Origin of the sequence: uncultured Aquimarina sp., from assembly GCF_947492965.1 — a bacterium.
Taxonomy (GTDB): domain Bacteria; phylum Bacteroidota; class Bacteroidia; order Flavobacteriales; family Flavobacteriaceae; genus Aquimarina.
Genome location: NZ_CANLOZ010000002.1, coordinates 460,666 through 483,886 on the forward strand (window position 1 = coordinate 460,666; position 23,221 = coordinate 483,886).

22 protein-coding genes are annotated in these 23,221 nt (G+C 32.3%); 5 read left to right on the forward strand and 17 right to left on the reverse strand.

All coding sequences use genetic code 11. The features are described from left to right. Nucleotides 1–52: 52 nt before the first annotated feature. The 9 genes from Q1B37_RS06390 to Q1B37_RS06430 form a co-directional block, all read right to left on the reverse strand. Nucleotides 53–874 (reverse strand): M48 family metallopeptidase, encoded by an 822-nt coding sequence (locus tag Q1B37_RS06390; protein ID WP_299601325.1) that lies wholly within the window; start codon nucleotides 872–874, stop codon nucleotides 53–55. Nucleotides 875–998: 124 nt separating this feature from the next. Further along, entirely contained in the window at nucleotides 999–3,398 is a 2,400-nt protein-coding gene (locus tag Q1B37_RS06395; protein ID WP_299896840.1) for a glycoside hydrolase family 31 protein, read from the reverse strand. Nucleotides 3,399–3,557: 159 nt separating this feature from the next. After that, complete coding sequence (gene glgB / locus Q1B37_RS06400; protein WP_299896842.1) at nucleotides 3,558–5,468, reverse strand: 1,4-alpha-glucan branching protein GlgB; 1,911 nt, start codon at nucleotides 5,466–5,468, stop codon at nucleotides 3,558–3,560. 65 nt (nucleotides 5,469–5,533) lie between these two features. Then, entirely contained in the window at nucleotides 5,534–6,805 is a 1,272-nt protein-coding gene (locus Q1B37_RS06405; RefSeq protein ID WP_299896844.1) for a glucose-1-phosphate adenylyltransferase, read from the reverse strand. 5 nt (nucleotides 6,806–6,810) lie between these two features. Beyond that, on the reverse strand, nucleotides 6,811–8,217 hold the full coding sequence (locus Q1B37_RS06410; RefSeq protein ID WP_299896848.1) for a glycogen synthase: 1,407 nt from the start codon (nucleotides 8,215–8,217) through the stop codon (nucleotides 6,811–6,813). A 221-nt stretch (nucleotides 8,218–8,438) separates the two neighbouring features. Continuing rightward, a complete protein-coding gene (locus Q1B37_RS06415; protein ID WP_299601315.1) occupies nucleotides 8,439–9,281 on the reverse strand; it encodes a DNA alkylation repair protein in 843 nt (280 codons plus the stop codon). A 23-nt stretch (nucleotides 9,282–9,304) separates the two neighbouring features. Further along, on the reverse strand, nucleotides 9,305–9,619 hold the full coding sequence (locus Q1B37_RS06420) for a hypothetical protein (protein WP_299896850.1): 315 nt from the start codon (nucleotides 9,617–9,619) through the stop codon (nucleotides 9,305–9,307). A 136-nt stretch (nucleotides 9,620–9,755) separates the two neighbouring features. Then, the gene (locus tag Q1B37_RS06425) at nucleotides 9,756–10,436 is read right to left on the reverse strand and encodes a YafY family protein (protein WP_299601311.1); all 681 of its coding nucleotides are present in this window, start codon (nucleotides 10,434–10,436) and stop codon (nucleotides 9,756–9,758) included. Between the two features lie 8 nt (nucleotides 10,437–10,444). Continuing rightward, nucleotides 10,445–11,758, reverse strand: a complete 1,314-nt coding sequence (locus Q1B37_RS06430; protein ID WP_299896853.1) for a cation:proton antiporter — start codon at nucleotides 11,756–11,758, stop codon at nucleotides 10,445–10,447. A gap of 160 nt (nucleotides 11,759–11,918) precedes the next feature. Here Q1B37_RS06430 and Q1B37_RS06435 point away from each other — a divergent pair, with 160 nt between their 5' ends. Then, the gene (locus Q1B37_RS06435; RefSeq protein WP_299896856.1) at nucleotides 11,919–12,791 is read left to right on the forward strand and encodes a pirin family protein; all 873 of its coding nucleotides are present in this window, start codon (nucleotides 11,919–11,921) and stop codon (nucleotides 12,789–12,791) included. A gap of 4 nt (nucleotides 12,792–12,795) precedes the next feature. Here the strand turns inward: Q1B37_RS06435 and Q1B37_RS06440 are convergent, their stop codons facing one another. From Q1B37_RS06440 to Q1B37_RS06460, 5 genes are all read right to left on the reverse strand, one after another. Next, nucleotides 12,796–13,389 carry a hypothetical protein gene (locus Q1B37_RS06440; protein ID WP_299601305.1) on the reverse strand — a complete coding sequence of 198 codons (594 nt, stop codon included), beginning with the start codon at nucleotides 13,387–13,389 and terminating at the stop codon, nucleotides 12,796–12,798. An 87-nt stretch (nucleotides 13,390–13,476) separates the two neighbouring features. Beyond that, the gene (locus Q1B37_RS06445) at nucleotides 13,477–13,794 is read right to left on the reverse strand and encodes a hypothetical protein (protein ID WP_299896859.1); all 318 of its coding nucleotides are present in this window, start codon (nucleotides 13,792–13,794) and stop codon (nucleotides 13,477–13,479) included. A 50-nt stretch (nucleotides 13,795–13,844) separates the two neighbouring features. After that, entirely contained in the window at nucleotides 13,845–15,065 is a 1,221-nt protein-coding gene (locus Q1B37_RS06450; protein ID WP_299896861.1) for a radical SAM protein, read from the reverse strand. A gap of 149 nt (nucleotides 15,066–15,214) precedes the next feature. After that, complete coding sequence (locus tag Q1B37_RS06455; protein WP_299896863.1) at nucleotides 15,215–15,433, reverse strand: hypothetical protein; 219 nt, start codon at nucleotides 15,431–15,433, stop codon at nucleotides 15,215–15,217. A 217-nt stretch (nucleotides 15,434–15,650) separates the two neighbouring features. Next, a complete protein-coding gene (locus tag Q1B37_RS06460) occupies nucleotides 15,651–16,040 on the reverse strand; it encodes a YchJ family metal-binding protein (protein ID WP_299896866.1) in 390 nt (129 codons plus the stop codon). A gap of 369 nt (nucleotides 16,041–16,409) precedes the next feature. On the opposite strand from Q1B37_RS06460, the gene Q1B37_RS06465 reads away from it, so the two are divergent. Further along, nucleotides 16,410–16,661 (forward strand): hypothetical protein, encoded by a 252-nt coding sequence (locus Q1B37_RS06465; RefSeq protein WP_299601296.1) that lies wholly within the window; start codon nucleotides 16,410–16,412, stop codon nucleotides 16,659–16,661. A gap of 323 nt (nucleotides 16,662–16,984) precedes the next feature. Here the strand turns inward: Q1B37_RS06465 and Q1B37_RS06470 are convergent, their stop codons facing one another. Next, the gene (locus Q1B37_RS06470; protein ID WP_299896869.1) at nucleotides 16,985–17,818 is read right to left on the reverse strand and encodes a DMT family transporter; all 834 of its coding nucleotides are present in this window, start codon (nucleotides 17,816–17,818) and stop codon (nucleotides 16,985–16,987) included. Nucleotides 17,819–18,096: 278 nt separating this feature from the next. Between Q1B37_RS06470 and Q1B37_RS06475 the strand changes: the two genes are divergently transcribed. Continuing rightward, nucleotides 18,097–19,059 (forward strand): hypothetical protein, encoded by a 963-nt coding sequence (locus tag Q1B37_RS06475; protein ID WP_299896872.1) that lies wholly within the window; start codon nucleotides 18,097–18,099, stop codon nucleotides 19,057–19,059. Nucleotides 19,060–19,071: 12 nt separating this feature from the next. Here the strand turns inward: Q1B37_RS06475 and sulP are convergent, their stop codons facing one another. Continuing rightward, nucleotides 19,072–20,820 (reverse strand): sulfate permease, encoded by a 1,749-nt coding sequence (gene sulP / locus Q1B37_RS06480; protein WP_366944307.1) that lies wholly within the window; start codon nucleotides 20,818–20,820, stop codon nucleotides 19,072–19,074. Nucleotides 20,821–20,936: 116 nt separating this feature from the next. On the opposite strand from sulP, the gene Q1B37_RS06485 reads away from it, so the two are divergent. Both Q1B37_RS06485 and Q1B37_RS06490 read left to right on the forward strand, forming a co-directional pair. Next, on the forward strand, nucleotides 20,937–21,692 hold the full coding sequence (locus Q1B37_RS06485; protein WP_299896875.1) for a sulfite exporter TauE/SafE family protein: 756 nt from the start codon (nucleotides 20,937–20,939) through the stop codon (nucleotides 21,690–21,692). A 71-nt stretch (nucleotides 21,693–21,763) separates the two neighbouring features. Continuing rightward, the gene (locus Q1B37_RS06490) at nucleotides 21,764–22,567 is read left to right on the forward strand and encodes an MBL fold metallo-hydrolase (protein WP_299896878.1); all 804 of its coding nucleotides are present in this window, start codon (nucleotides 21,764–21,766) and stop codon (nucleotides 22,565–22,567) included. 17 nt (nucleotides 22,568–22,584) lie between these two features. On the opposite strand, the gene Q1B37_RS06495 is transcribed toward Q1B37_RS06490, so the two are convergent. Further along, nucleotides 22,585–23,034 (reverse strand): cold-shock protein, encoded by a 450-nt coding sequence (locus Q1B37_RS06495; protein ID WP_299601285.1) that lies wholly within the window; start codon nucleotides 23,032–23,034, stop codon nucleotides 22,585–22,587. Nucleotides 23,035–23,221 lie beyond the last annotated feature (187 nt).

The window sequence follows — 23,221 nt, forward strand, 5'->3', positions numbered from 1 at the left end:
CAGAACAGCTTCTAAAATAGTTATTATCTTTTTAAGAAAGGATATTTTACAATTATTTAAAACTGGTAACACCAAATTTTCTAGCTTCCGCCTTTGCAGCAGGCGCCCACGCTGTAAGATTAGCAATTCTTGTATCGTTAGATGGATGTGTACTCATAAACTCTGGTGGTGCTTGTCCACCACTATTAGCTTTCATACGCTTCCATAATTCTGCAGCTTCGTCAGGATTATATCCTGCTATTGCCATTAATGTTAATCCGATTTTATCAGCTTCTGTTTCATGACTTCTGCTAAACGGAAGCATTACTCCGAATTGGCTTCCCAAACCAAAGGCTTGACCTACAATTTGTTGGGTTTGTTCGTTCTGACCACTTACAGCCACCGCAGTTCCTACGGCAGCTATTTGCTGTAATTGACCTGCACTCATACGTTGTTGCCCGTGATTAGCAATTGCATGTACTACTTCATGCCCCATAATAGCTGCAACTCCTGTTTCGGTTTTTGCAATTGGTAAAATTCCTGTATAAAATGCTATTTTACCTCCTGGCATTGCCCATGCATTCACAGCATCATCTTCAATAAGAGCATACTCCCATTTATAATCTTTTAAATATCCCTGATGTCCATTAGCATTAAGCCATCTCTCCGCAGCTGTAGCAATTTTTTGCCCTACACGTTTGATCATTTCCGAATCTGAAGTACCATTTACCACTTTACTTTCTCCTAATACCTGATTATACTGAGCAAAAGCTGCAGGCAGAATCTGGGAGTTAGGTACCAAAGCTAACGTTTGTTTACCTGTAAATGGATTTGTTGCACACGAAAGGAAAAGAGCTATAGATCCTAATGCAACTATTACTTTTCTTTTTTTCATAATAAGTAAGGATAGATATAATTTTTGTAATATAAAATTACAAAATTCAATACACCCATTAGAATAAAAAGCTATCTAATTATACACAAAAATCTATATAAGACTATAAATTCCGATAAACTACTTATTCCGCAATAATATGAAGTTCTGTAAAGTCTTTAGGAACAACAATAGAGTTCTTATTAAACTTAAGATCACTTAGAGATACTTCTACATTATCTATTTCGATTTTTCCTATAGTAAAAGGTAACGCGATGAATTCTATATTCATATTTTCATATTCTGTAACATACGTTCCATTCTTATGTTGCTGAATAATGATTTCATTTTCTTTACCAGTAAAAGAAAAACTTCGTAAACTATATCTTCCTTTAGTATAATCATACCCATCTTGTGCGTCTTCATATACCTTAGAAACCTCTTTATTTCCTAGCTTAAAATATACTTCTAGTTTTAATTCTTCAATTTTCTTTTCTCCAACATATTGTTGAATTGGATATTTCGGAATAATTGCTCCTTCTTTTACAAACAAAGGAATTGTATCCAAATCAGCATCTACCCATTGTTCCATTCCTCCTTTTACATATTCACGCGTCCAATAGTTATACCAGTTTCCTCGCGGAATATACAGCCTTCTTCCTTTGGCATTTGGTTCTTGTACTGGGCATACTAAAATTTGATTTCCAAAAACAAATTCATCCGTTCTATAATGTGTTTGTGGATCCGTTTGATCATAAAGCACCAAGGATTTCAACATTGGAATTCCTTCTTCAGCGTATTCCCAGAACATTGTATATAAATACGGTAGTAATTGATATCTTAATTCTACATATTTTCTAGTAACATCAATCACTTCTTCTCCAAACGTCCAAGGTTCCTGATTACCGTGATCACCAGAGGAATGCGTTCTACAAAATGGGTGGAAAACTCCAAGCTGTATCCAGCGAGCATACAATTCTCCAGTAGGATGTTCTGCAAAACCACCAATATCACTACCTGTAAAAGACATACCACTCATACTCATACGTTGTGCTTGGATATTAGCAATCCAAAGATGTTCCCAAGTAGCTACATTATCACCAGTCCATGACGAAGTGTATCGTTGAGCTCCTGAATATGCTGATCTCGTAATAACGAAAGGCCTTTTTGGGTATGCAAAACGCTTAATTCCTTCATAAGTAGCTCTGGCCATCTGAGTACCATAAATGTTATGAGCTTTTCTATGGCTACATGGATTACCATCATAAAAATGACGAACATCATCAGGGAATGTCTTTCCTGGAACCTCCATAACAGCGGGTTCATTCATATCATTCCATACTCCTTTGATTCCTATTTCGTCAATTAATTCTTTGAACAAACCTGCCCACCACTCTCTTACTTCTGGGTTGGTAAAATCTGGAAAGTAACATTCTCCTGGCCAAACTTTCCCTCTCATGTAAGGGCCATCGGCACGTTTACAGAAATAATCATTTTCCATAGCTTCCTGATATACCCAATATTGATCATCTATTTTAATCCCTGGATCAATTATAACAATAGTTTTGTAACCATCTTCCGCTAATTCGTCTACCATGCGTTTTGGATCCGGAAAATATTCTTTATTCCAGGTAAAACATCTGAACCCATCCATATAATCGATATCCAGATAGATAGCATCACAAGGGATTCTTAGTTCTCTGAATTTGTTAGTTATCTCTTTTACTTTACTTTCGGGGTAATAACTCCATTTACATTGGTGATATCCCAAAGCCCATAAAGGTGGTAATTCTGGTTTACCTGTAAGATCGGTATAACGTGTTATTACATCCTGCATATTAGGACCATAGAAGAAGTAATAGTTCATTTCTCCTCCATGTGCCCAAAAACTGGTTACATTGCGACGTTCATTACAGAAATCGAAGAAAGTTTTAAATGAATTATCGAAGAATATTCCATACGCTCTATCTTCATACATTCCTATATAAAAAGGAACACTTTTATATAAAGGATCTTGATCCTTCCCAAATGCATATTGATCTGTAGCCCAATTTTCTATTCGCTTCCCTTTCAAATTTAAATGCATTGGTTTATCTCCTAAACCATAGTAACATTCTCCTTGAGGGGCGGATTTACTCATTTTCACAATATTACCTCCATACTCGTAGCTTTGCTCCCAATGAAAACCCCAATCATCTTTGCAAATTACATTACCTTCTCTATCACTAATGGTAACTTGGATATTTGATTTAGCAATATTGATGATTACTTTTTTGGTAATAATATTATAAGAATCATCCAATTCTTCCACGGCTAACTCACTATAACCCCTAACACCTTTCTCACTAATAGCATAGGAAAAGTCCTTTTCGAAATTATTATCTGTAGCATATCTAAAACGAATAACACTACCTCTTAAAATGGTGACTTGTAGAATTACTCCATTTTCGGTTGTGAAATTTATTTTATCTACATTTTGAGAAAAAGAGACAATCTTTCCTGGAAATAGATTTCCTTTTATTTCTAATTCGGTGTTAGTAATCATAGCTTAGTTGGTTTCTTTGCTGTATTAGTATTGTAAAAAAACAATATCTATCGCAATAATTAAATTGTTTTATCGAGTATTTATCAAGAATATTTTACGAAAACGTTTGAAACAATATTCTGTTAACAATTGTTTAATATTGAAACTCAAACATCCATTCTACTTATCAAATTTAAACACTACAGCTCCTAAAGGTGGAATTGTAATTTCCGCAGAATAATCTCGGTAATGCCAGTCTTTTGATTCTATTTTTATTTTTGACGCTTTAAAATTTCCTGTTCCTCCATATTTGGTATCGTCGCTATTAAAAATTTGTGTTAAAGTACCTTTCATAGATATACCAATACGATAATCTTTTCTGGGAACTGGAGTAAAATTACAGGCTATAACTAATGCCTCTTTATCATTATGGCCTTTTCTAACATAGGTAATTACAGAATTTTCATGATCATCATAGCTAATCCACTCAAAACCATCCGCATCAAACTGTTTTTCATATAACGCTGGATTTTCTTTATATAATTTATTTAGATCGGTAATAAGGTTTTGAACACCAGAATGATAATCATATTGTAATAAGTGCCAGTCTAAACTACCCTGAAAATTCCATTCGTCATGCTGTCCAAATTCTGCACCCATGAATAACAAATTTGTTCCAGGATGCGTAAACATATAGCTATATAAAAGCCTTAGGTTGGCAAATTTCTGCCATTCGTCACCAGGCATTCTACCAATAATACTCCTTTTTCCATATACAACTTCATCATGTGATAATGGAAGCAAGAAATTTTCGGTAAAAGCATAGGTCATACTAAACGTTAGATCATTCTGATGATGCCTTCTATGAATTGGCTCTTTACCCATATATAATAATGTATCGTGCATCCAACCCATCATCCATTTCATACCAAAACCTAATCCTCCTACAAAAGTTGGTTTGGATACCATTGGAAATGAGGTAGATTCTTCTGCTATGGTTTGTACATCTGGAAAACTTCTATAAACCTCTTGATTTAATTCTTTCATGAAATCAATCGCTTCAAGATTTTCTCTTCCACCAAATATGTTTGGTTCCCATTCTCCATCTTCTCTGGAATAATCAAGAAATAACATAGAAGCCACTGCATCTACACGTAATCCATCTGCATGATATTGATCTAACCAAAATATAGCATTACTTATCAAAAAGCTTTTTACTTCATTTCGTCCGTAATTAAATATCAGACTTTTCCAATCTGGATGATATCCTTTTCTTCTGTCAGGATGTTCATATAAACAAGATCCGTCGAAAAAGCCTAAACCGTGACCATCTTCCGGAAAATGTGATGGTACCCAATCTAATAGGATCCCAATGTCATTTTGATGTAGTTTGTCTACTAAAAGTTTGAACTCTTCGGGATATCCAAATCTAGATGTTGGAGCAAAATAACCTGTAAGCTGATATCCCCAAGACGGATCATAAGGATATTCCATGATAGGCATTAACTCTACATGAGTAAAATTCATTTTTTTCACGTAGGCCACTAATTCATCCGCCAATTCGAAGTATGACAAGGATCTGTCTTCTTCTATTTTTCTTTTCCAAGAGCCTAAATGAACCTCATAAACAGAAAAAGGAGCATCGATTGCATTGTTCTTTTTCCGTTTTTTCATCCATTCAGCGTCTTTCCAGTCATATGAATCTTCCCAGACTACTGATGCTGTTTTAGGAGGATGCTCATATCTACGTGCATACGGGTCTGCCTTCTCGGTAATCACACCATTATGATGAGAATGAATTTTATATTTATAAATATTTCCTTTTCCGACTTCTGGAATAAAACCTTCCCAAATTCCAGAGGCATCCCAACGAACATTGAGTTGATGTTCATTTTCATTCCAAAAATTAAAATCCCCAATAACAGACACGGATTTGGCTGAAGGAGCCCACACAGAAAAATAAGTTCCCTTTACACCATTCACCGTTACGATATGAGAACCAAATTTTTCATATAACCTGAAGTGCTTTCCAAGTTTAAAAAGATCTATATCAAATTCAGAAAATAAACTATGTACTATAACTTTACTCATAAGAGGTAATCATGATATGAGTGCATATCATATTTAACTAAATAGAAACTCTATTTAATTGGTTATTAAATTTTGAAATTATCTGGGATGATAGTCCCTTTTCTAAATACTACAATACCATCCTTAATAACGAATCGATCATCTTCGGTATCTTTTAAATGTGATCCTCCATTTACAATCACATTATTACCAATCCTGCAATCTTTATCGATAATAGCATTATTGATGTTACAACCTTCTCCAACACCAATAAAAGGTCTATTTTCATTAGAATCGGTTTCTAACTCTTCTAGATCTTGATATCGGTCACTACCAATCATATAGGTATTTTTAATCACTGTATTTTTACCAATTCTAGATCTAATTCCGATTACAGACTGTTCAATTTCTTTTGCCTGAATGAGGCATCCTTCAGCAATCATTGCTTTATCTAAGCGTGTACCAGATATTTTTGACGGTGGTAGAATTCGAGGTCTGGTAAGTATATTACGCTCATTATCGAATAAATCAAACTTTGGAATGTCATTGGCCAACTCTATATTAGCTTCAAAAAAGGAAGCAATAGTACCTATATCTGTCCAATATCCTTCATATTGATACGCCAATACTTTATGCGTATCTATAGATTGTGGAATAATCTCTTTTCCGAAATCGATTCTCGATGGATCTGATAAAAGTTCTACCAATAATTGCCTGTTAAATATATAAATCCCCATAGAAGCAAGGTACTCACGTCCTTCATTTTTCATCTCATCACTTACTTCAGATTCCCAACCAGGCAATTTATCCGTACTTGGCTTTTCTGTAAACGAGCTAATAAAACTCTCATTATCAGTTTTTAATATACCAAAACTGGTAGCATCTTTAGCGTTAACGGGTAAGGTAGCAATAGAAATATCAGCTCCTTTTTCGATATGCGCAGAAATCATTTCATCAAAATCCATTTGATATAATTGATCTCCTGATAGAATCAGCGCGTACTCAAAATCATGATTTAAAAAATGATGCATAGATTGCCTTACTGCATCTGCTGTACCTTGAAACCACGTTTTATTATCTGGTGTTTGCTCTGCAGCCAATACATCTACAAAAGCTTGACTAAAAGAACTGAATATATAGGTGTTTTTAATATGACTATTTAATGATGCAGAATTAAACTGAGTTAAAACAAACATCCTTTTGATATCGGAATGTATACAATTGGTTATAGGAATATCAACTAAGCGGTATTTACCGGCTATAGAAACCGCAGGTTTTGATCTACTTTCCGTTAAGGGAGATAATCTGGTTCCCTGTCCTCCTCCAAGGATAATCGCAAGGACTTTTTTGTTAATCATTGTGGTTATTTTAAAGATTTATATAATTCTATGTATTTGCTCGCTGAATTATTCCAAGAATGATCAATTTTTACAATCTCTTTTTGTTTCTCTCTATAGTATTTTTGATTCTCGTAAAATTCAACTCCCCTTTTAATTGAATTATACACATCCTGAACATTTACCTGGTCATGACAGATCCCAAAACCGTCATCACCAATATCTATAATCGTATCCTTAAGTCCTCCAATTCTTCTAACAATCGGAATAAGTCCATATCGTAAGGCATACATTTGATTTAAACCACAAGGTTCTACGCGCGAAGGCATTAATAAAAAGTCTGCTCCTGCATAAATGATATGAGAAAGCTTCTCATCATATCCAATATAGGTGTTATACGAATCAGGAAATTCTTCTTTTACTCTTCTAAGTCTATTTTCTACTTGGTGATCACCAGATCCCAATATCAAAATATTCACATCTAAATTACGAAGTGTTTCTAAACATATATCTGGTAAAAGATCAGCACCTTTTTCATACACTAATCTTCCTATAAAAGCAAATAACGGTTTTTCTACATCCAAACCAAACTCATCACACAACCATTTTTTATTAGCTTTTCTACCAGAAACAATATTCTTATCTCCATAATTTTTTATAATCATTGGGTCCGTTTCTGTATTCCAGATCGTATGATCGATACCATTTAAGATACCAACACATTTATCTTTTTCATGATGCAAAAGACCTTCTAATCCGTTTGCTTTTGATTGTAATTCGTCCATATAACTAGGAGAAACTGTAGTTACTCTCCAAGCACATTTAATAGCAGTTGCTAATGGATTAATACATTGATCCCAATCCAACAATCCTATATTATGCAGATCAAATTGCGGAATATAATCTAATTTATCATAGGAAAACCAACCTTGATACTGTGCATTATGGATGGTGAGAACTGTAGGGATATCTATTAATTCCTGAAAGGCGGGAACTTGAGATACCAAAAAAGGAATCAATCCAGTATGGTGATCATGACAATGAATAACATCAGGTTTTATCTCTTGATTACGAAGCCAAATGAGTATGGCTAATTGAAAAGTAATGAATCTTTCCGTGTCATCATCATAACTGTATACATTTGGACGGAATAATAACTCTTTCTGATATACTAGATATATCTGAAAACCAAATTCTGATGAAATTACCTTCTTAATGGTAAAATCATAATGATGTATTCCTAAATTGATTGTTTCGGAAAAGACATCTTCACAAACAAGCTGATGTACCTTATCATTATCGTAATATGGTAGTATTACTTCAGTATTACAACCTAGTTCATTTAGATATTTAGGAAGCGAACCCACCACATCTCCAAGACCACCGACTTTTGCTAAAGGGTAACATTCTAAACTAGTATAAAGTACTTTCATTACTTACTCTTTTCTACTTCTAAAATTATGAAATAGGTCTATTGTTAATAACTTTGATAAGGAGTTTAAATCTATAAAAATCCTGAAAACATTTACCTATAAAAACTTTAAAAAGAATAAGATTTAATAGTAATTTAATAATTATTTAGTGTATTAATTCGCTATTTTATAATAATATGATAATCTTTGAAAATGTGGTGATGGTTAACAACTATTTTTTATTATTTATTAATTGACCGCAAGCCTTTTTTGACAATATACTTAGTCTCTTTAGTCTTGGATTCTGTTTCCCATTGATTGCAGATCTTTGTAACCCATTTTGGTTGTGTTTTACTTGCATCATTTAACCAATTTCCTATTGCGTCTCTTACATATTTTGAAGGATCCGATTTTAGTGGTTCTAAAACACTTAAAGCTTTTTCTGGAGATTCTTTAAGTTCATCGATTTTTTTCGTCCATACTCCAATAGGTCTTATCGTTTCTACCGCATATCTTCTAATATTCTCATCAGAATTTTTAACCCAATTGGATAATATCATAATAGATTGATCTAAATCCTGAATAATATATTCTTTGGTTGCAAAAATGGCTACTTCTCTTACTCCAAAATGACGATCTGCAGCAAATGGTTTGATCGTATGTAATCTTTCTGTTATAGACATATCAGTCGCCCCATAATACTGCGCCGCCCAACATCTGGGTATATCTGAAATATGATTTGAAAGATAATTTATAATACCTGGATCATTGGTGAGCTGCATAAATGTAGCTCCAATAACTTTGGTATTAGAATTTGCTGTTGGTTTCTTTTGATTAGATACAGCTTCATAAAAACTATCATACCAATTTGATTTATCTAATTCTTCTAATACTAGTTTTAATAAATGTAATTGATCAACTGCCAACCATTCGATCAAATTTGCTGTTTCTATTAAACCTTTATTTAAATACTCCAGAACTTCTGGGTTAAGATCTTTAGTACTTCTCGCTCCTTTTCTTTGTAAAATATGTTCAGGAATCATTCTACTGGTAATCTGTGAAATTGGTTTTAATTCTGCTAACATGGTTGTGTGGTTTAAAGATATGGTTATTCTTCGAATTGGTTAAAAACATCTAAATGATACATTTGCATAGTTTCTGGTTTGATAATTTCGAATATTGCAACAGCTTTAGGGTTTTTCATAATATCTTCGGATGCTTTTTTTGCAGCATTAGCATCTCTCCAATATAACAGATCAATAAATTTTCCATCTTCATTACTTGCGGTAGTTCTATCTATAAAACCATCATATAGTTTTATGATATCATTTAAAGAGGTCAAGGCTTCTTTGGCTTGTTTTGTAGAATACTCTGGATTGACTTCAAAGAGCACTACTTCCATGGTGTACGGTTTGTTTTTCATAAGGTGTTGGTTTTGACTAAATATACTTGCGCAGCATAAAAACAGACTAAGCATAACAGTGTGAATTAAGTGATACATGTTTTAATTTTTATCAAAACTAAATACCACATATGACAACCTTATGTCAGTAGGATTACTAGTGTTCTCTATATTTTTTAAAATAATCTTCTAGAGTGAATAATTTTGGAGGAAATATCTCTGAAGTTTCTATAAGATTTACAATACGATCCGTTCGGAATTCTCGATAATCATTACGTAATCTACAGAAAGCAATCATTACCCAAATAGTATTTGTAAAATATACCCCTAAAGGTTCTACGGTTCTTTTTGTAAACTCTTGAGAAGCCGCAGTGTACTGAATTTCTAAAACCCTTAAATCTGTAATCGCTTGTTGTATTACAGATAAATAGGTGCTTTCTGGTGATTTCCTAAAAGGCGGACTTACAATCCTTTGTTCTAGTAATTCTAATTTTTCCTTTTGCGAAGTGTTTAAAATTGCTTTTACTTTTTCTACCACTTCATTATAATCCGCGATTAACGAAGCGTCATTATTAGTCTCTATAATTTTAGCAGCTGTAATTAAAGCATTCGCCTCTTTCTCTGTAAACATAATAGGCGGTAATGAATATCCATCTACTAAATAATATCCAGTTCCTGCTTCAGCGCCAATAGGTACTCCTGCATCGGACAAGGCTAGCATGTCTCTATAAATAGTGCGTATACTTACATCAAATTTATCTGCTAAATCAGCAGCTTGCACTATTTTTTTGGATTGTAGTTTTACTAAAATCGCAGTTAATCGATGTAATCTTTTCATTATGAAACTTATTCTGGAGTTTCACCTTCTTCATCAGAAGAGTGTTCAATTTCACTAAGATCTGTCGTAGTATCCATAATATAAGCAACTTCTGCATTGGCAGCTTCCTCTATTTGTTCTGGAGTTAACTCATCTTCATTCGTACTCTTATCACGGATCATTCCACCAGTCATAATCAAACTTGTTCCTATTATTACAAATAACAAAATGCCAGGTTCAAATCCAGGGATAATCGCTTCAGCCGGAATTGCATAAAATAATAAAACAGTTATCAAACCTCTTGGGGCAATAAACAACTGTGGTGATATATCTTTACCCACAAATATTCTCAATAGCGCATATCGTATTGCGTAAATGGATATAATTATCAATATGCTTATCAGCGCTACTTTCAAATTTAACAGCGAAGATAATGTTATTGTAATTCCAAAAATTACGAAAAACAATGTTCTTACCACAAAGGCTGTTTCTGCGGTAATCACATGTAGCTCATGATATATAGCCTTGGCCTTTTCATAGTCTAGGAGGTTTTCCAATTTCCACTGAAAAAACAGTTTCATATTGGCTATAACCAATCCAAAAATTAGAATGATAATAAGCGAGGATAAATGCATCTTCTTTCCTAATCCATATAATAACAATAGTACTGCAATCAATAAGAACAGTTTTACCTGACTCTTAATTTTTTGAAAAATTAAAATGATACCGTAACTAGCTATCAACGAAATGATGATGGTAAGGATTAGGTTAAATGCAAAACCTGCCACGCCCGCATCCTCGGCAGGATTTAACTTTCCTGTTAAGAAATAGAACATCATGATTCCCAGAATATCCGAAAATGTACTTTCATATACATGAAATTCTTTTTTTGCTTCTGATAATCCCGCAACACTAGGAATTATAATCGCACTAGATAAAATAGACAATGGTGTAGCGTATAACAATGCAGATTGCATTGTCATACCGTCAATTAACGCTTTTAAAACAACAGCCGCAACATAAGCCGAAGCCACTAAACCTATTAAGGCAATAGCTAAGGATTTTAAAATAGGAACCAATTTTTCCCGTTTTAATTTTAATTCCAAAGCAGCTTCTAAAACGATCATTATTAGCCCAATAATTCCTAAAACTTCTAACATTGGAAAGAAATTAAAAGAACCTTCACCAAATGCTTTGATCGCATACTGGATAACAACTCCCAATATAATAAGCATTAAAACTGCCGGTATTTTGGTTTTTTTTGCTATTCCATTAAAAATAAAAGATAAAATAAGTACTAAAGATACTTCTATAATCAGGTTATAAGAAGAAAAAATTTCCATTGGTTGGTTTAGGTTGTTTAAGATTGCTTCGGAAAAGATAGTAAAATAATTTCACCTACTTCACGTACTATTTTTTTAAAGAATGACTTAATAAATTTTTAACGTATTACCTATCCTAAAAAGTGTATTTTACCAAAACTATTCACAAATCATAAAGCAAATGTCTAATCAAGGATTGATAATTGAAGAACGTAGCCGTGATATTGGTGATTTTCTAGTAGGAAGATTAATACCATTTAGAAAAAAAAGAATGGTTGGTCCTTTTATATTTATAGATCATATGGGTCCTACTATTATTAAAAACGGAAAATATATGGATGTTGATCAACATCCACATATCGGATTATCAACGTTAACGTATTTACTAGACGGAGAAATTATGCATAAGGATAGTATTGGTACAAACCAGCGTATTTCTCCTGGTTCGGTAAATTGGATGGTTGCCGGAAAAGGTGTAACCCATACCGAAAGAACTCCAGATGATATGAGAGATGGTACAGAGTTTTTAGCACATGGATATCAAATTTGGGTTGCATTACCTAAAAACCTGGAAGAAATAGAACCAGAATTTCATCATATAGATAAAAAAGAACTTCCTTATTGGAATGACCATGATACAGAGTTTAGATTAATTGCAGGAAAAGGATATGGAAAACAATCTCCGCTACCAGTGCATTCAGAACTTTTTATGGTTGAAATAAAAAGTACAGAACGATATGAGCTGCAAATAAAAGGCGAGTTAAAAGGTGAAATAGGGATTTGTATTGTAGAAGGTGAAATAGGTGCTTGTGATTCCATTATTGGAAAAGGAAATATGCTAGTGTCCAAAATTGAAGATACCTGCTCTATAGTATTAGAACCGAACACCCATGTTTTATTATTTGGTGGTGAGCCGTTTCCTGAAGAAAGGCATATTTACTGGAATTTTGTTTCTTCGAGTAAAGATCGATTAGAAGAAGCAAAAGAAAAATGGAGAAACAAACAATTTCCAAAAGTCAATGGTGATGATAGTTATGTAGTTATGCCAGAATAAATAACTAACCTGCAGCTAATTCGCGTCTTATATCTTTCAAGCTTTTGTTGGTGTTTACCAATTCTAAAATGATTTCTTTACGAAATTCATCTAGATCATCATAGTCATAGTATTTTGCCCATTTGTGATCTTCCAAAAGCGTTTTAATCTGTTTTATTAGTTTTCGGGTCGCATCCACTGGCCTTATAATAGCTATTTGATCATAATCAGGATTGTCTTTGTGCTTGTAACTAACAGTTTTGGTTTCGAAATTAACAGATACATAGTAGGCATCAACATCCTCACTCAGGTTTTCTCTAAAGTCAGTCCAATCAGCGTAACCTAATCTAAGGTCATCAATTTCTACAGGTATTTCGGATACTAATCGCCAGTTACATTTAGCAGCTCTTCCCCAATGATTCGACAATCGATAAACCCCGTTTGTAGTATAATAATAGGTACTACCTGATTCACTTCGATAATGTGGTTTTCTCCTAGATATTTCTCTTAATCGAACTCCTCTAAAAACACAGTATGTATTCTTAAAAAAGTTATTTCTGGTAAATTTCTTTACTTTCGCTACTTGTTCTTCCAATGACTTTAATTTTTCCGAGAGCAAAGAAATTATTTTTTGAGAAGAAAAGAAAAACAAGTTTTTAACAGCATATTGTTAGAAAATTAAATACTCATTTCTAAATATGCTAATTCATGCAGGGTTATTTTTTTTACCAAAAATTAAAAACATACAATAACCGGATACATTTCCTATAAAAATCCCAATATAATGTGGTACAGCGAAAAAAGCTTCATACCACCAACCTATTCTTTTTCCGAATTTTCTAGTACACGCTCTTCCTATATAAGACATTCTCCACCAATGGATTGTTTTTTTTCCATCACGACCATCACGATATACTTCTTTGCCTGTTGTATATACACATCTTAAGTGTCCTCGTAAACTGCATTGATCTACAATAGCAAATTCTCCCATTGAATTCTTTTGCTTTTCAATTTTGTTTCCCATCTTGTAGAAGTATTAGTTTAAACTATAAAATTTTATTTCAAAATATCAATTTATTTTCCATAAGTAGCAAAATACTCCAGATCACTTTTATATCGTGAAGATCCTAACTCTTGTCTATCAAGAAAAGACCATATCTCTTCACTTTTCATTTGATCCACTTTCTCATTAGCAAAAAGATCTGGAAAAAGAATCATCAATTTGTTTTGAATGTAAGCCGTAAACTTTATCAGATCCTTACAGTATACGGATACATTGTCAAAACCATTTTCTTTTTTAAATCGATGTACCAATCTTCCACCTTGGCATATTTCCATAATAGGACAACTAAGACATTTTGAATTTAATTTTGTTGTACTATCTTCAAAATACAATTTCCCTAGTGGTGATTTTTTAATATCCGAAAAATTATGAGTATTAATATTCATATCCGTTTTCGTAAAACCATGCCCGCATGCTTTTAAAGAATCAATGGCTTCAATTTCTCCGTTAGTCTCGATTACCAATACTGTAGATTCGTTATTAGTATGCTCAGTAGTTCCTAAAAGTCGATTTATTAAACCAGCAAACATAGGTATCTGATATCTTTCTGAATCTTCTATCCAAAGATCAAATAGTTGAATCAACCAATCTGCCATAATCGTTTTTGTTTTATCGAAAGGAAATGTATCATGTGTAAAATCAGGAATTAAAAAGTTAACCGAATTTACATTCATATCTTTAAAACTATTATAAATGCATTGAGGATCCTCTTCTACATTGATTACACATACTGTGTCAGCGTATCCTATATGTTCTTTTAGTATTTGGACTGATTTAAAAACACGATCATAACTTCCATTTCCTTTATGATCTTTTCGATACATATCATGAGCTTTTTTTGTCCCATCTACACTAACACTAGGATAAATATTTAATTCTCTAAACAAAGAACACCACGATTTATCGATCAAAACTCCGTTCGTTTGTATATCATATTTGAAGATTACGTCGGATAGTTGTTGATTTAATTTGTTTGCCTTTTTAATAAAATATCTGTAAAACTTTTTATCTATCAATAAAGGTTCTCCTCCATGAAAGATAAATGAAAACTCTTTCTTTTTATATCTAAGGATATATTGTCTTGTTTTATCCAAAATTTCATCAACTAGCTCATAGGACATAAATTTTGGTTGCTGTTTATATGTAGTATCACCAAGATTGTACATAAAACAATAGGAGCAATTAAGATTACATCTACTTGCTACTTTTAGAATTAGCGCATCGAATTTCATAAGGATATTTTAATTAGAATCAATAGGTGCGAAAAATGTACTAAGCGAAGCATAGTGATAAAAATGTACAAGTTTACTATACTCCGCCTAGTTATACGTAGATTGAAAAACCTACAGTAAGTTCCTAATACGAAACCATATCGTATATACTATCGGTGATGTGCAGGTGTTTCTATAGCTGTTGCCACACAACGTCCTAATGTTTCTGACCAAACCTGACCTTCTGCACATCTTCTACCGCCACTGGTTGGGTAATAGATGATATCTGGTATATTATTTTCTACACCTCCAAGAATGGCTTTCATGTTTTGAAGTTCTTTTGAAGAAAATTTATCCAAGCCCTTGCGTATTAAAAATACTTTTTTCATTGTATTGAATGTTTAGATTTTGCCTACTCTATATGATTTTCGGCGGCCTCATGATTAGTGTGTGCCCATGCGCGCAAATGGACATTACAACATTAAATACACAAAGGATGATTTTGTTACCCTTCATCGGGAAAAATATTTTATTTGATATAGTAATTTGAATTGATCTTGAGGAAGAAATAAGTATATAAAAAGAACAATTTAAATGTCAAATAGATTATACTACGCCTAAATATACCCAATATCCATTTTCCTTAATAAACTTAGAATTTTCATGAATACACTGTAATGATCCATTTTCGAAGTAAAATGCTTTGAATTCGACCGTACCTTCTGAATCATTTTGAAGACCTTCTTTTGTATTCAAAACTTCTAACTTTACCCATTGAACAGATTTAGCCCATTTTACTATGGATTTCTTTTCTCTAGCAGAAGGACGTGTTGTACTATGATGACTATGCTGCAAATAATCTCCATTTGCAACGACAAAAGCACTATAACGAGATCGCATTAAAGATTCCGCAGTTAGAGCATTAGTTATATCTAAATGAATTTTATGACAACAAGCCTTGAATGAATCCAACTTTCCGCAATAACAGTTATTCATTCTTTATGAGTTTTCTTTAGATTGGTTTACTCTATTTACAATTTCTTTTAACCTTGCAACCCTCAATTCTTTCTCTTTTCGCAATTTGTTCTTTTTGCGATCCATGAGTTTTTTATGCTTTGCTTTATTGAGAGTATTTTTTGCTTTTCCCTTTTTAGGCATTATTTGAAGGTTTATGTTGCAAAAATAACGAAAGCATTTCTAAAGATTAAATTAAACAAAAGAGCGTTCAATTATTATAAAATTAACTGAATTACAACTATTTACTAGTAATAAATGGGGAATTTTTAATTTTTTGCACTTTTTTATTTGATTTATTACGGTTTTTCCGTAGTTTAGTCTTGCCTTAAATCTTTAAAACCATTGCTTATGCATAAAACTACTCTTGAGAAGCGATTTAATTCGCAAAATTTAGCAGAAAAATATCGTCATGTTTGGAATAAAGGTATTCACCTTTTTTCGATCAATGATGCCAATAGAGACTTCTATTACAGTGTTTTTTACATTGACTTTCTATTCGCGGAAATTATATATAACAAATTAAATGGTGAAATAATCACTATTAAAAGTTTTACAGATAAAGCAAAACTAATGTATTATCTAAGAGAAGATTTTAGTTAGCCATATATTATTATTGAGTATATGAATGCAGTAATCTTAGTTTAGTTTCTAGATTAGAACATTTTGCCCCAACAATTGTCGAAGTCTGATTTTTAAGTGATTAAATGATTAGTTAATTAGTTAGTTAGTTCACCAAACGCTCTGTATTTCATATGCTCATTAATAATGAGATAAAAACATTTATCCAAAACTATTGTAACATATAACTCAACTATTATATACATCGTCGTAAATACCCAAGAAACGTTCATGATACTGAAACAAAAGTTCATGAGCGTTTTGCTTTTTAATAGAAGTAAACCCTATTTCTTTTTAATCATGAATTATTTGGATTTATAGAACATATTTAGAACTAGTCCAGTAATCACCATAATTGTACCTAATATGCTAAGAATGGGATAATTATCTCCAAAAATAAATACTCCAGCAATCATGGTAAATATTACTTCCATATATTTCAGAGAAACAATTTTATTAGTCGCTTGTGATTGAAAAGCTTTTGTCATAAAAAGCTGTCCAAAATAACCAAAGACTCCTAAACTTAATAACAATGCCCACTCTGCTCCTTGAGGTGTTTTTGTCCATTGAAATATGGATAATATCCCGCCCAAAATCGTAGATATCCACATAAAATAATTTACAATAACTACTGGATGATCTCTTAAACCGATTTTATTTATTAATACATAGACAAAACCACTAAACAAGGCGGATAAAACAATTAATAATAATCCGAAAGAATTAATCTCTGTATCAAAACCTTTTATAATTAAAACACCACTAAAAGCAATTAAAAAGAAAAGCCATTGAATATGCTTTACTTTTTCCTTTAAAAATAAAACGGCCAATAAAGTTGCAAAAATTGGAGAAAGATATCTTAAAGATACTGCTGATCCTATTTTAAGATATTCTACAGACATAAAAAAAAGTCCCATAGATGTTACTCCTGCTAATCCACGTAGTATCAACCATTTTTTCTGATTCCCTAATATAGGAATCTTGTGATGTAGCAAAAAAGGCATTGTAAAAAACAATGTTCCTATAGATCTAAAAAAAACTAATTGATACGCACTAAAACCTTCTAAATACTTAACGAGCAGATTCATTACAGTAAATGAAATTGTGCTAAGAATCATAAAATAAATTGCCTTCTTCAAATATTCTCCACTTTAAAAATTTGAAACTATTTTTTATCTGGTTTTAGAGTTCAAATATAGAATTAGTTCATAGATAATCCTTTAAAACATAAATGCATTATTCTTAAAAAATGGATCTTAAATAAGAAGAGTTATAATTTTATGGAGCGGTTTTTGCTTAATTAATAATAAGAAAAACAATGATTTTATATATTTTGAGTTATTAATAAAACCTTTTAAAAGTTGATATTAGATTATTTTTATTAATTTTAACTACTATTTAAGTCCCTCAAATCCCTATGAAGAACGTACTCCTACTGTTGGTATTACTTGCCTATCAGTGTATTTACAGTCAAGTACACACTATTCAAGATGCAGGTGAAAAATTCCCTATTTCTTATGCAACAATTTCATTTGGTAATGGAAATGGGCTCTTTGCAGACGAAGACGGAGTATTTGAGTTTTCAAAAAAACGATATAAGGATATTGATTCTATCTATATTTCTGCTTTAGGGTATAAAGAAAAAGGAATAAGCACAAACAATTTACCGAAAATAATAGAGTTAACACCAGACGTAGCACAATTACAAGAAGTTGTAGTAAAAGCAGAAAATTTAGGTAGATATAAAACAAAAAGGAAAGGATCCAAAATACACGACGATTATTTTAAATGTTGGTTACCTACAGTAGAATCTGAAATTGCAGTGTTTTTTCCACGAGATCCATTAAAATCAACCAAAATTGCATCCGTTTACTTACCCGTAATGATGGAATCTTCTAGAGGATCTTCTAGTAGGAAGCAAGCATTCTCTACCCTATTTAAAATGCAATTTTATAGAAACGATAATGGGTTTCCAGGAAAACGATTAGCTGGGGATGATATTATTTTTAGAATTACCAATGATGATAAAACTAATTTCGAACTTAATATTTTAGAACATAAAGTTTTTATTCCAAAAAATGGTGTTTTTGTTTCTATTCAAGTTTTGGGTTACACCGATAAAAATGGAAAACTACAGCATACTAAAAAATATCATGAGGTCGAAACTCGTAAAGGTATCGTAAAAGTTTCCACCACATTTAGGCCTTTGCTACCGTTTACCAATAAAATTGAAGATAATATCACATTCACAAGGAGAATATTTTTTAAAAATAGAACTTGGCAACGGTTTGATGAGAAATACAGCGAAAATAACATGCTCATTCAAACAGGATTTATGAACTACGGAATGGGCTTAAAAATGCATGTATATGAAAAATAAACCTTATTTTATTTAGTCTAGAAAAGATCTCTTTTTATTGTATTGTACGGCTACTTCCATGGATTTTTTCTGAATGGTTTTATGCTCTGTAAAATCTACAGCGTCCTCAATATTCAGGAAATTATGTTGACCACCCAAATTATCTGTAAAACCTGATCTTTTCAAAAAATCACGAACAGGTCCAATTGTTCCAGAAATTAGTAATTGTATTCCTTGATCTTGTAAATAACGATGAACATCTTCTAGTATATGCAGCCCTGTACTGTCTATATCATGAATATTAGTACTATCCAAAATCAAAAATTCTGGCGATTCGTCTCTTTTCTTTATCTGTTGAATCATCGCTTCCTTAAAATAACTCGTATTGGCAAAATACAATTGATCATCGAATCTTATAATGAGATATTTCGAAGATCGCTTAGCATCTGGAAATCTTTTAATATTTCTATAATAATTAGTATTCGGGATATTTACTAATTCCGCAATATGGGGTCTAGAACTATAGTACTGTAAGAAAATGTATGACAAAATAACACCAATAAAGATCCCTTTCTCTACTCCAAAAACAAGTGTTCCTAGAAAGGTAATAAACATAACTATAAATTCTCTTCTTCTTAATTTGAGAAGGTACTTTGCTTCAGAAATATTGATTAAACCAAATACAGAAACTAATATGATCGAAGCTAAAACGGCTTTGGGAATGTAATAGAAAAAAGAAGTTAGAAACAATAAAGAAATTACTACCATAAAGGCGGTAATTATAGACGAAACTGTAGTTTTTCCACCTGCTTCGTCATTAATAGCAGATCTACTATAACTTCCTGATGATGGAATCGCTTGAAAAAAAGCACCTATCACCTTAGCAATACCTAAGGCTAATAATTCTTGATTAGGACTTACGGTATGATCACGATTTTTCATCTCCAGTGATTTTGCAATCCCTATGCTTCCAACATATCCAATAAATGTAACCGTCAAAACAGAAGGAATCAAAGCAATCATAGAATCATAATTCATATCTGGAATACTAAAAGAAGGTAGTCCTTTGGGCACATCCTCAATAACTGAAAGTCCTAAATTTTGTAAATCAAAAATTATCGTAATAACCGTTGTAACCACCAAGACAAATAAAGCTCCAGGAAAAGATCTTTTCCATTTCTTAAGAACTAACATCACAAAAATAGAGCCTAAACACATTCCTAATGTAATAAAGTTCACGGAAGAAATATGTTGCACTGCATACCATAAAGATTGATGCACATAATCAAAATTAGGAATTTTGATACCCAGCGACTCACCAAGCTGTGATATGATAATAATAATGGCTGCTGCTGAAATGAATCCAGAAATCACGGGTTGGGAAATCAGATTTACTAAAAATCCCATTCGCAATAAACTCAATATTATTTGTAATAAACCGATTAACAAACCTGAGAAAATTACCAAATTGGTAAACTCATCTGTAAAAGGAGTCGCTATCTGGCTCACTCCGCTCATTACTAATATTGCTGTTACCGCAACAGGACCAATACTTAACTGTCTGGAGGTTCCAAATAATGCATAGATAATCAATGGAATAAGACAGGCATATAATCCAAAAATTGGAGGAGTTCCCATTAACAATGCGTATGCAATCGCCTGCGGAATAAGAATAACTCCTACCGTAACCCCTGCTACTACATCAGCACCAAAAGTGCCCTTTTTATAGCCTTTAACTGCTTCTAAAATTGGAAGTATTTTGTGGATTTTTTTAACGTCTATTTTGGTTTTTGTTTGCTCCTGTAAATCTACAACAGTTTACGATTTTATGCCAATTGATTTTAAAAAAGCAATTATATTTTATGGTTTTATTTATTTTTGAAGTGTAATAAAAACTAATGAACGATACATTACTTTTAATTATTCTAGCATTGATTGGCTTCTTTGCCGGAGTTATTAACACCATTGCGGGAGGAGGATCTTTACTCACATTACCAATGCTTATTTTTATGGGGTTACCACCTGCAGTAGCAAACGGAACCAACCGCATTGGTATTTTTATACAAAGTATTACATCCGTTGCCGGATTTAAAAGCAAAGGAATAAAACCTTCTATTTTAAGTGTTTATTTAGGTATATCTGCATTAATCGGATCTTTAATAGGTGCAAAAATTGCGATTGATATTAAAGGTGAAACGTTTAATAGAATATTGGCGATTATTATGCTAATCGTAGTTCTTTTTATGGTTTTTAAGCCCAAAGTTGATCTTGCCAATATTGCCGAACGCACCCAAGGAAAGTATAAGTTGCTATCCATAGTAGTTTTTTTTATCATCGGCATTTATGGAGGTTTCATTCAAGCAGGAGTTGGGATATTCATTCTTTTAGCATTAACATCTATTAACCGCTTAAACCTTGTAAGTTCAAATGCCGTAAAGGCATTAGTCGTTTTTATCTACACTATTGGCGCACTAGCAATTTTTGCTCTTAATGATCAAATCGATTATTTATATGGTCTTGTCCTAGCATTTGGAAATGCTTCTGGTGGTTGGATTGGAAGTAGATGGTCCGTTAAAAAAGGGGACGGTATTGTAAAGGTATTTTTAGTGGTGATGGTTATTGCCATGGCAATTAAATTATGGATAGATAGTTAATCTTACATTAAAATGTTTTCGATTCTATCCTCATTTTATACCTTGTTGAGATAACTAAACCTTAAAAGTTTATGAAATACTATATAACACATCCCCTATTATTAGTTTTCACTATATTTCTTTTTAGTTGCAATTCTAATACCAAAGAAAAAAATAAAGATAATAACGTTCCTACTGATGTTGCTGAGAATAATACTAAACCAATTTCTGATTTGAAAATTATTCCTATTCAACATGCTACTACGGTTCTGGAATACAAGGAACATACCATTTATATTGATCCAACTGGTGGTCTTAACGCATTCAAAAATCAAAAAGAACCTACAATTGTATTAATTACGGATATTCATGGAGATCATATGAATATTGAAACCTTAGATAGCTTGGATTTATCTAAATCTAAAATTGTAGTGCCGCAAGCAGTAGCGGAGAAGCTTCCTGCAAATTATACCAAACATCTGGTAATTCTAAATAATGGTGAAACAAAAGAGGTAAATGGTATTTCTATTGAAGCTATACCAATGTATAATTTAAGAGAAGAAGCTCTAAAGTTCCATAATAAAGGAAGAGGAAATGGTTACGTTATTACATTGGGTGGAGAAAGACTATATTTTTCTGGTGATACCGAAGATATTCCTGAGATGAGAGCTCTAAAAAATATTGACAAAGCTTTTGTTTGTATGAACCTTCCTTACACCATGACAGTAGAAAGTGCTGCTGATGCAGTTTTAACTTTTAAACCAAAACAAATATATCCCTATCATTATAGAGGAACTCAAGGTTTAAGCGACGTATCAAAATTCAAAGAAATTGTAAATACTGGTAATAAAGAAATAGAAGTAGTTCAATTAGATTGGTATCCCGATATAAAGTAAATACTCTTAGGAATTAATTATTGCTTTTTAACCCTAACTGCATTTAATCCTTTTAGTCCCATTTCTAATTCAAAAGTAACTTTATCTCCTTCTCTTACTTCTTGCATTAGACCGTTGACATGAACAAAATATTTCTCTTGTGATTCTTGTTCTGTTATAAAACCATAACCTTTAGATTCATTAAAAAAAGCTACTCTACCCTTTTTTATTGGATCCTCTTCTACATGCTCTTTTTTAGGAATCGCTATTTCTATATTTTCAGCCTTTATCTTTTTTTTCTTGGAAAGATCTGGAGGCGTATCAGAAAGATGTCCATTTTCATCGACGTAAGCAATCATATTATCAAAACCACTACCCTTTTTCGAATTTGCTCTACGTTCTTCCTTCTTTTTTTGTTTTTCCTCTCGTTTTTTTAACTTCTTTTTTTCTTTTTCAATCTTACTAAAAGTCTGTTGTGATCTACCCATATCATTTTTTTAAAGTATTTTACAAGTCATCGAAATACTTAACAGAAAATTATACAAGGGTTAATGACATCACCTAATAATTGGTCTCATTAGCGGTAGAAACGACGAAGTATAAAATTTATAATTATACTTATAAGCTTACAAAGATATACTATACACATGAATTAAAGGTTATTCTAAAGAATTA

Bases quoted from the DNA above. Each gene is read 5' to 3' on its own strand.
- Q1B37_RS06390 (WP_299601325.1), bottom strand. From the start codon at position 874: ATGAAAAAAAGAAAAGTAATAGTTGCATTAGGATCTATAGCTCTTTTC.
- Q1B37_RS06395 (WP_299896840.1), bottom strand. From the start codon at position 3,398: ATGATTACTAACACCGAATTAGAAATAAAAGGAAATCTATTTCCAGGA.
- glgB (WP_299896842.1), bottom strand. From the start codon at position 5,468: ATGAGTAAAGTTATAGTACATAGTTTATTTTCTGAATTTGATATAGAT.
- Q1B37_RS06405 (WP_299896844.1), bottom strand. From the start codon at position 6,805: ATGATTAACAAAAAAGTCCTTGCGATTATCCTTGGAGGAGGACAGGGA.
- Q1B37_RS06410 (WP_299896848.1), bottom strand. From the start codon at position 8,217: ATGAAAGTACTTTATACTAGTTTAGAATGTTACCCTTTAGCAAAAGTC.
- Q1B37_RS06415 (WP_299601315.1), bottom strand. From the start codon at position 9,281: ATGTTAGCAGAATTAAAACCAATTTCACAGATTACCAGTAGAATGATT.
- Q1B37_RS06420 (WP_299896850.1), bottom strand. From the start codon at position 9,619: ATGAAAAACAAACCGTACACCATGGAAGTAGTGCTCTTTGAAGTCAAT.
- Q1B37_RS06425 (WP_299601311.1), bottom strand. From the start codon at position 10,436: ATGAAAAGATTACATCGATTAACTGCGATTTTAGTAAAACTACAATCC.
- Q1B37_RS06430 (WP_299896853.1), bottom strand. From the start codon at position 11,758: ATGGAAATTTTTTCTTCTTATAACCTGATTATAGAAGTATCTTTAGTA.
- Q1B37_RS06435 (WP_299896856.1), top strand. From the start codon at position 11,919: ATGTCTAATCAAGGATTGATAATTGAAGAACGTAGCCGTGATATTGGT.
- Q1B37_RS06445 (WP_299896859.1), bottom strand. From the start codon at position 13,794: ATGGGAAACAAAATTGAAAAGCAAAAGAATTCAATGGGAGAATTTGCT.
- Q1B37_RS06450 (WP_299896861.1), bottom strand. From the start codon at position 15,065: ATGAAATTCGATGCGCTAATTCTAAAAGTAGCAAGTAGATGTAATCTT.
- Q1B37_RS06455 (WP_299896863.1), bottom strand. From the start codon at position 15,433: ATGAAAAAAGTATTTTTAATACGCAAGGGCTTGGATAAATTTTCTTCA.
- Q1B37_RS06460 (WP_299896866.1), bottom strand. From the start codon at position 16,040: ATGAATAACTGTTATTGCGGAAAGTTGGATTCATTCAAGGCTTGTTGT.
- Q1B37_RS06465 (WP_299601296.1), top strand. From the start codon at position 16,410: ATGCATAAAACTACTCTTGAGAAGCGATTTAATTCGCAAAATTTAGCA.
- Q1B37_RS06475 (WP_299896872.1), top strand. From the start codon at position 18,097: ATGAAGAACGTACTCCTACTGTTGGTATTACTTGCCTATCAGTGTATT.
- Q1B37_RS06485 (WP_299896875.1), top strand. From the start codon at position 20,937: ATGAACGATACATTACTTTTAATTATTCTAGCATTGATTGGCTTCTTT.
- Q1B37_RS06490 (WP_299896878.1), top strand. From the start codon at position 21,764: ATGAAATACTATATAACACATCCCCTATTATTAGTTTTCACTATATTT.
- Q1B37_RS06495 (WP_299601285.1), bottom strand. From the start codon at position 23,034: ATGGGTAGATCACAACAGACTTTTAGTAAGATTGAAAAAGAAAAAAAG.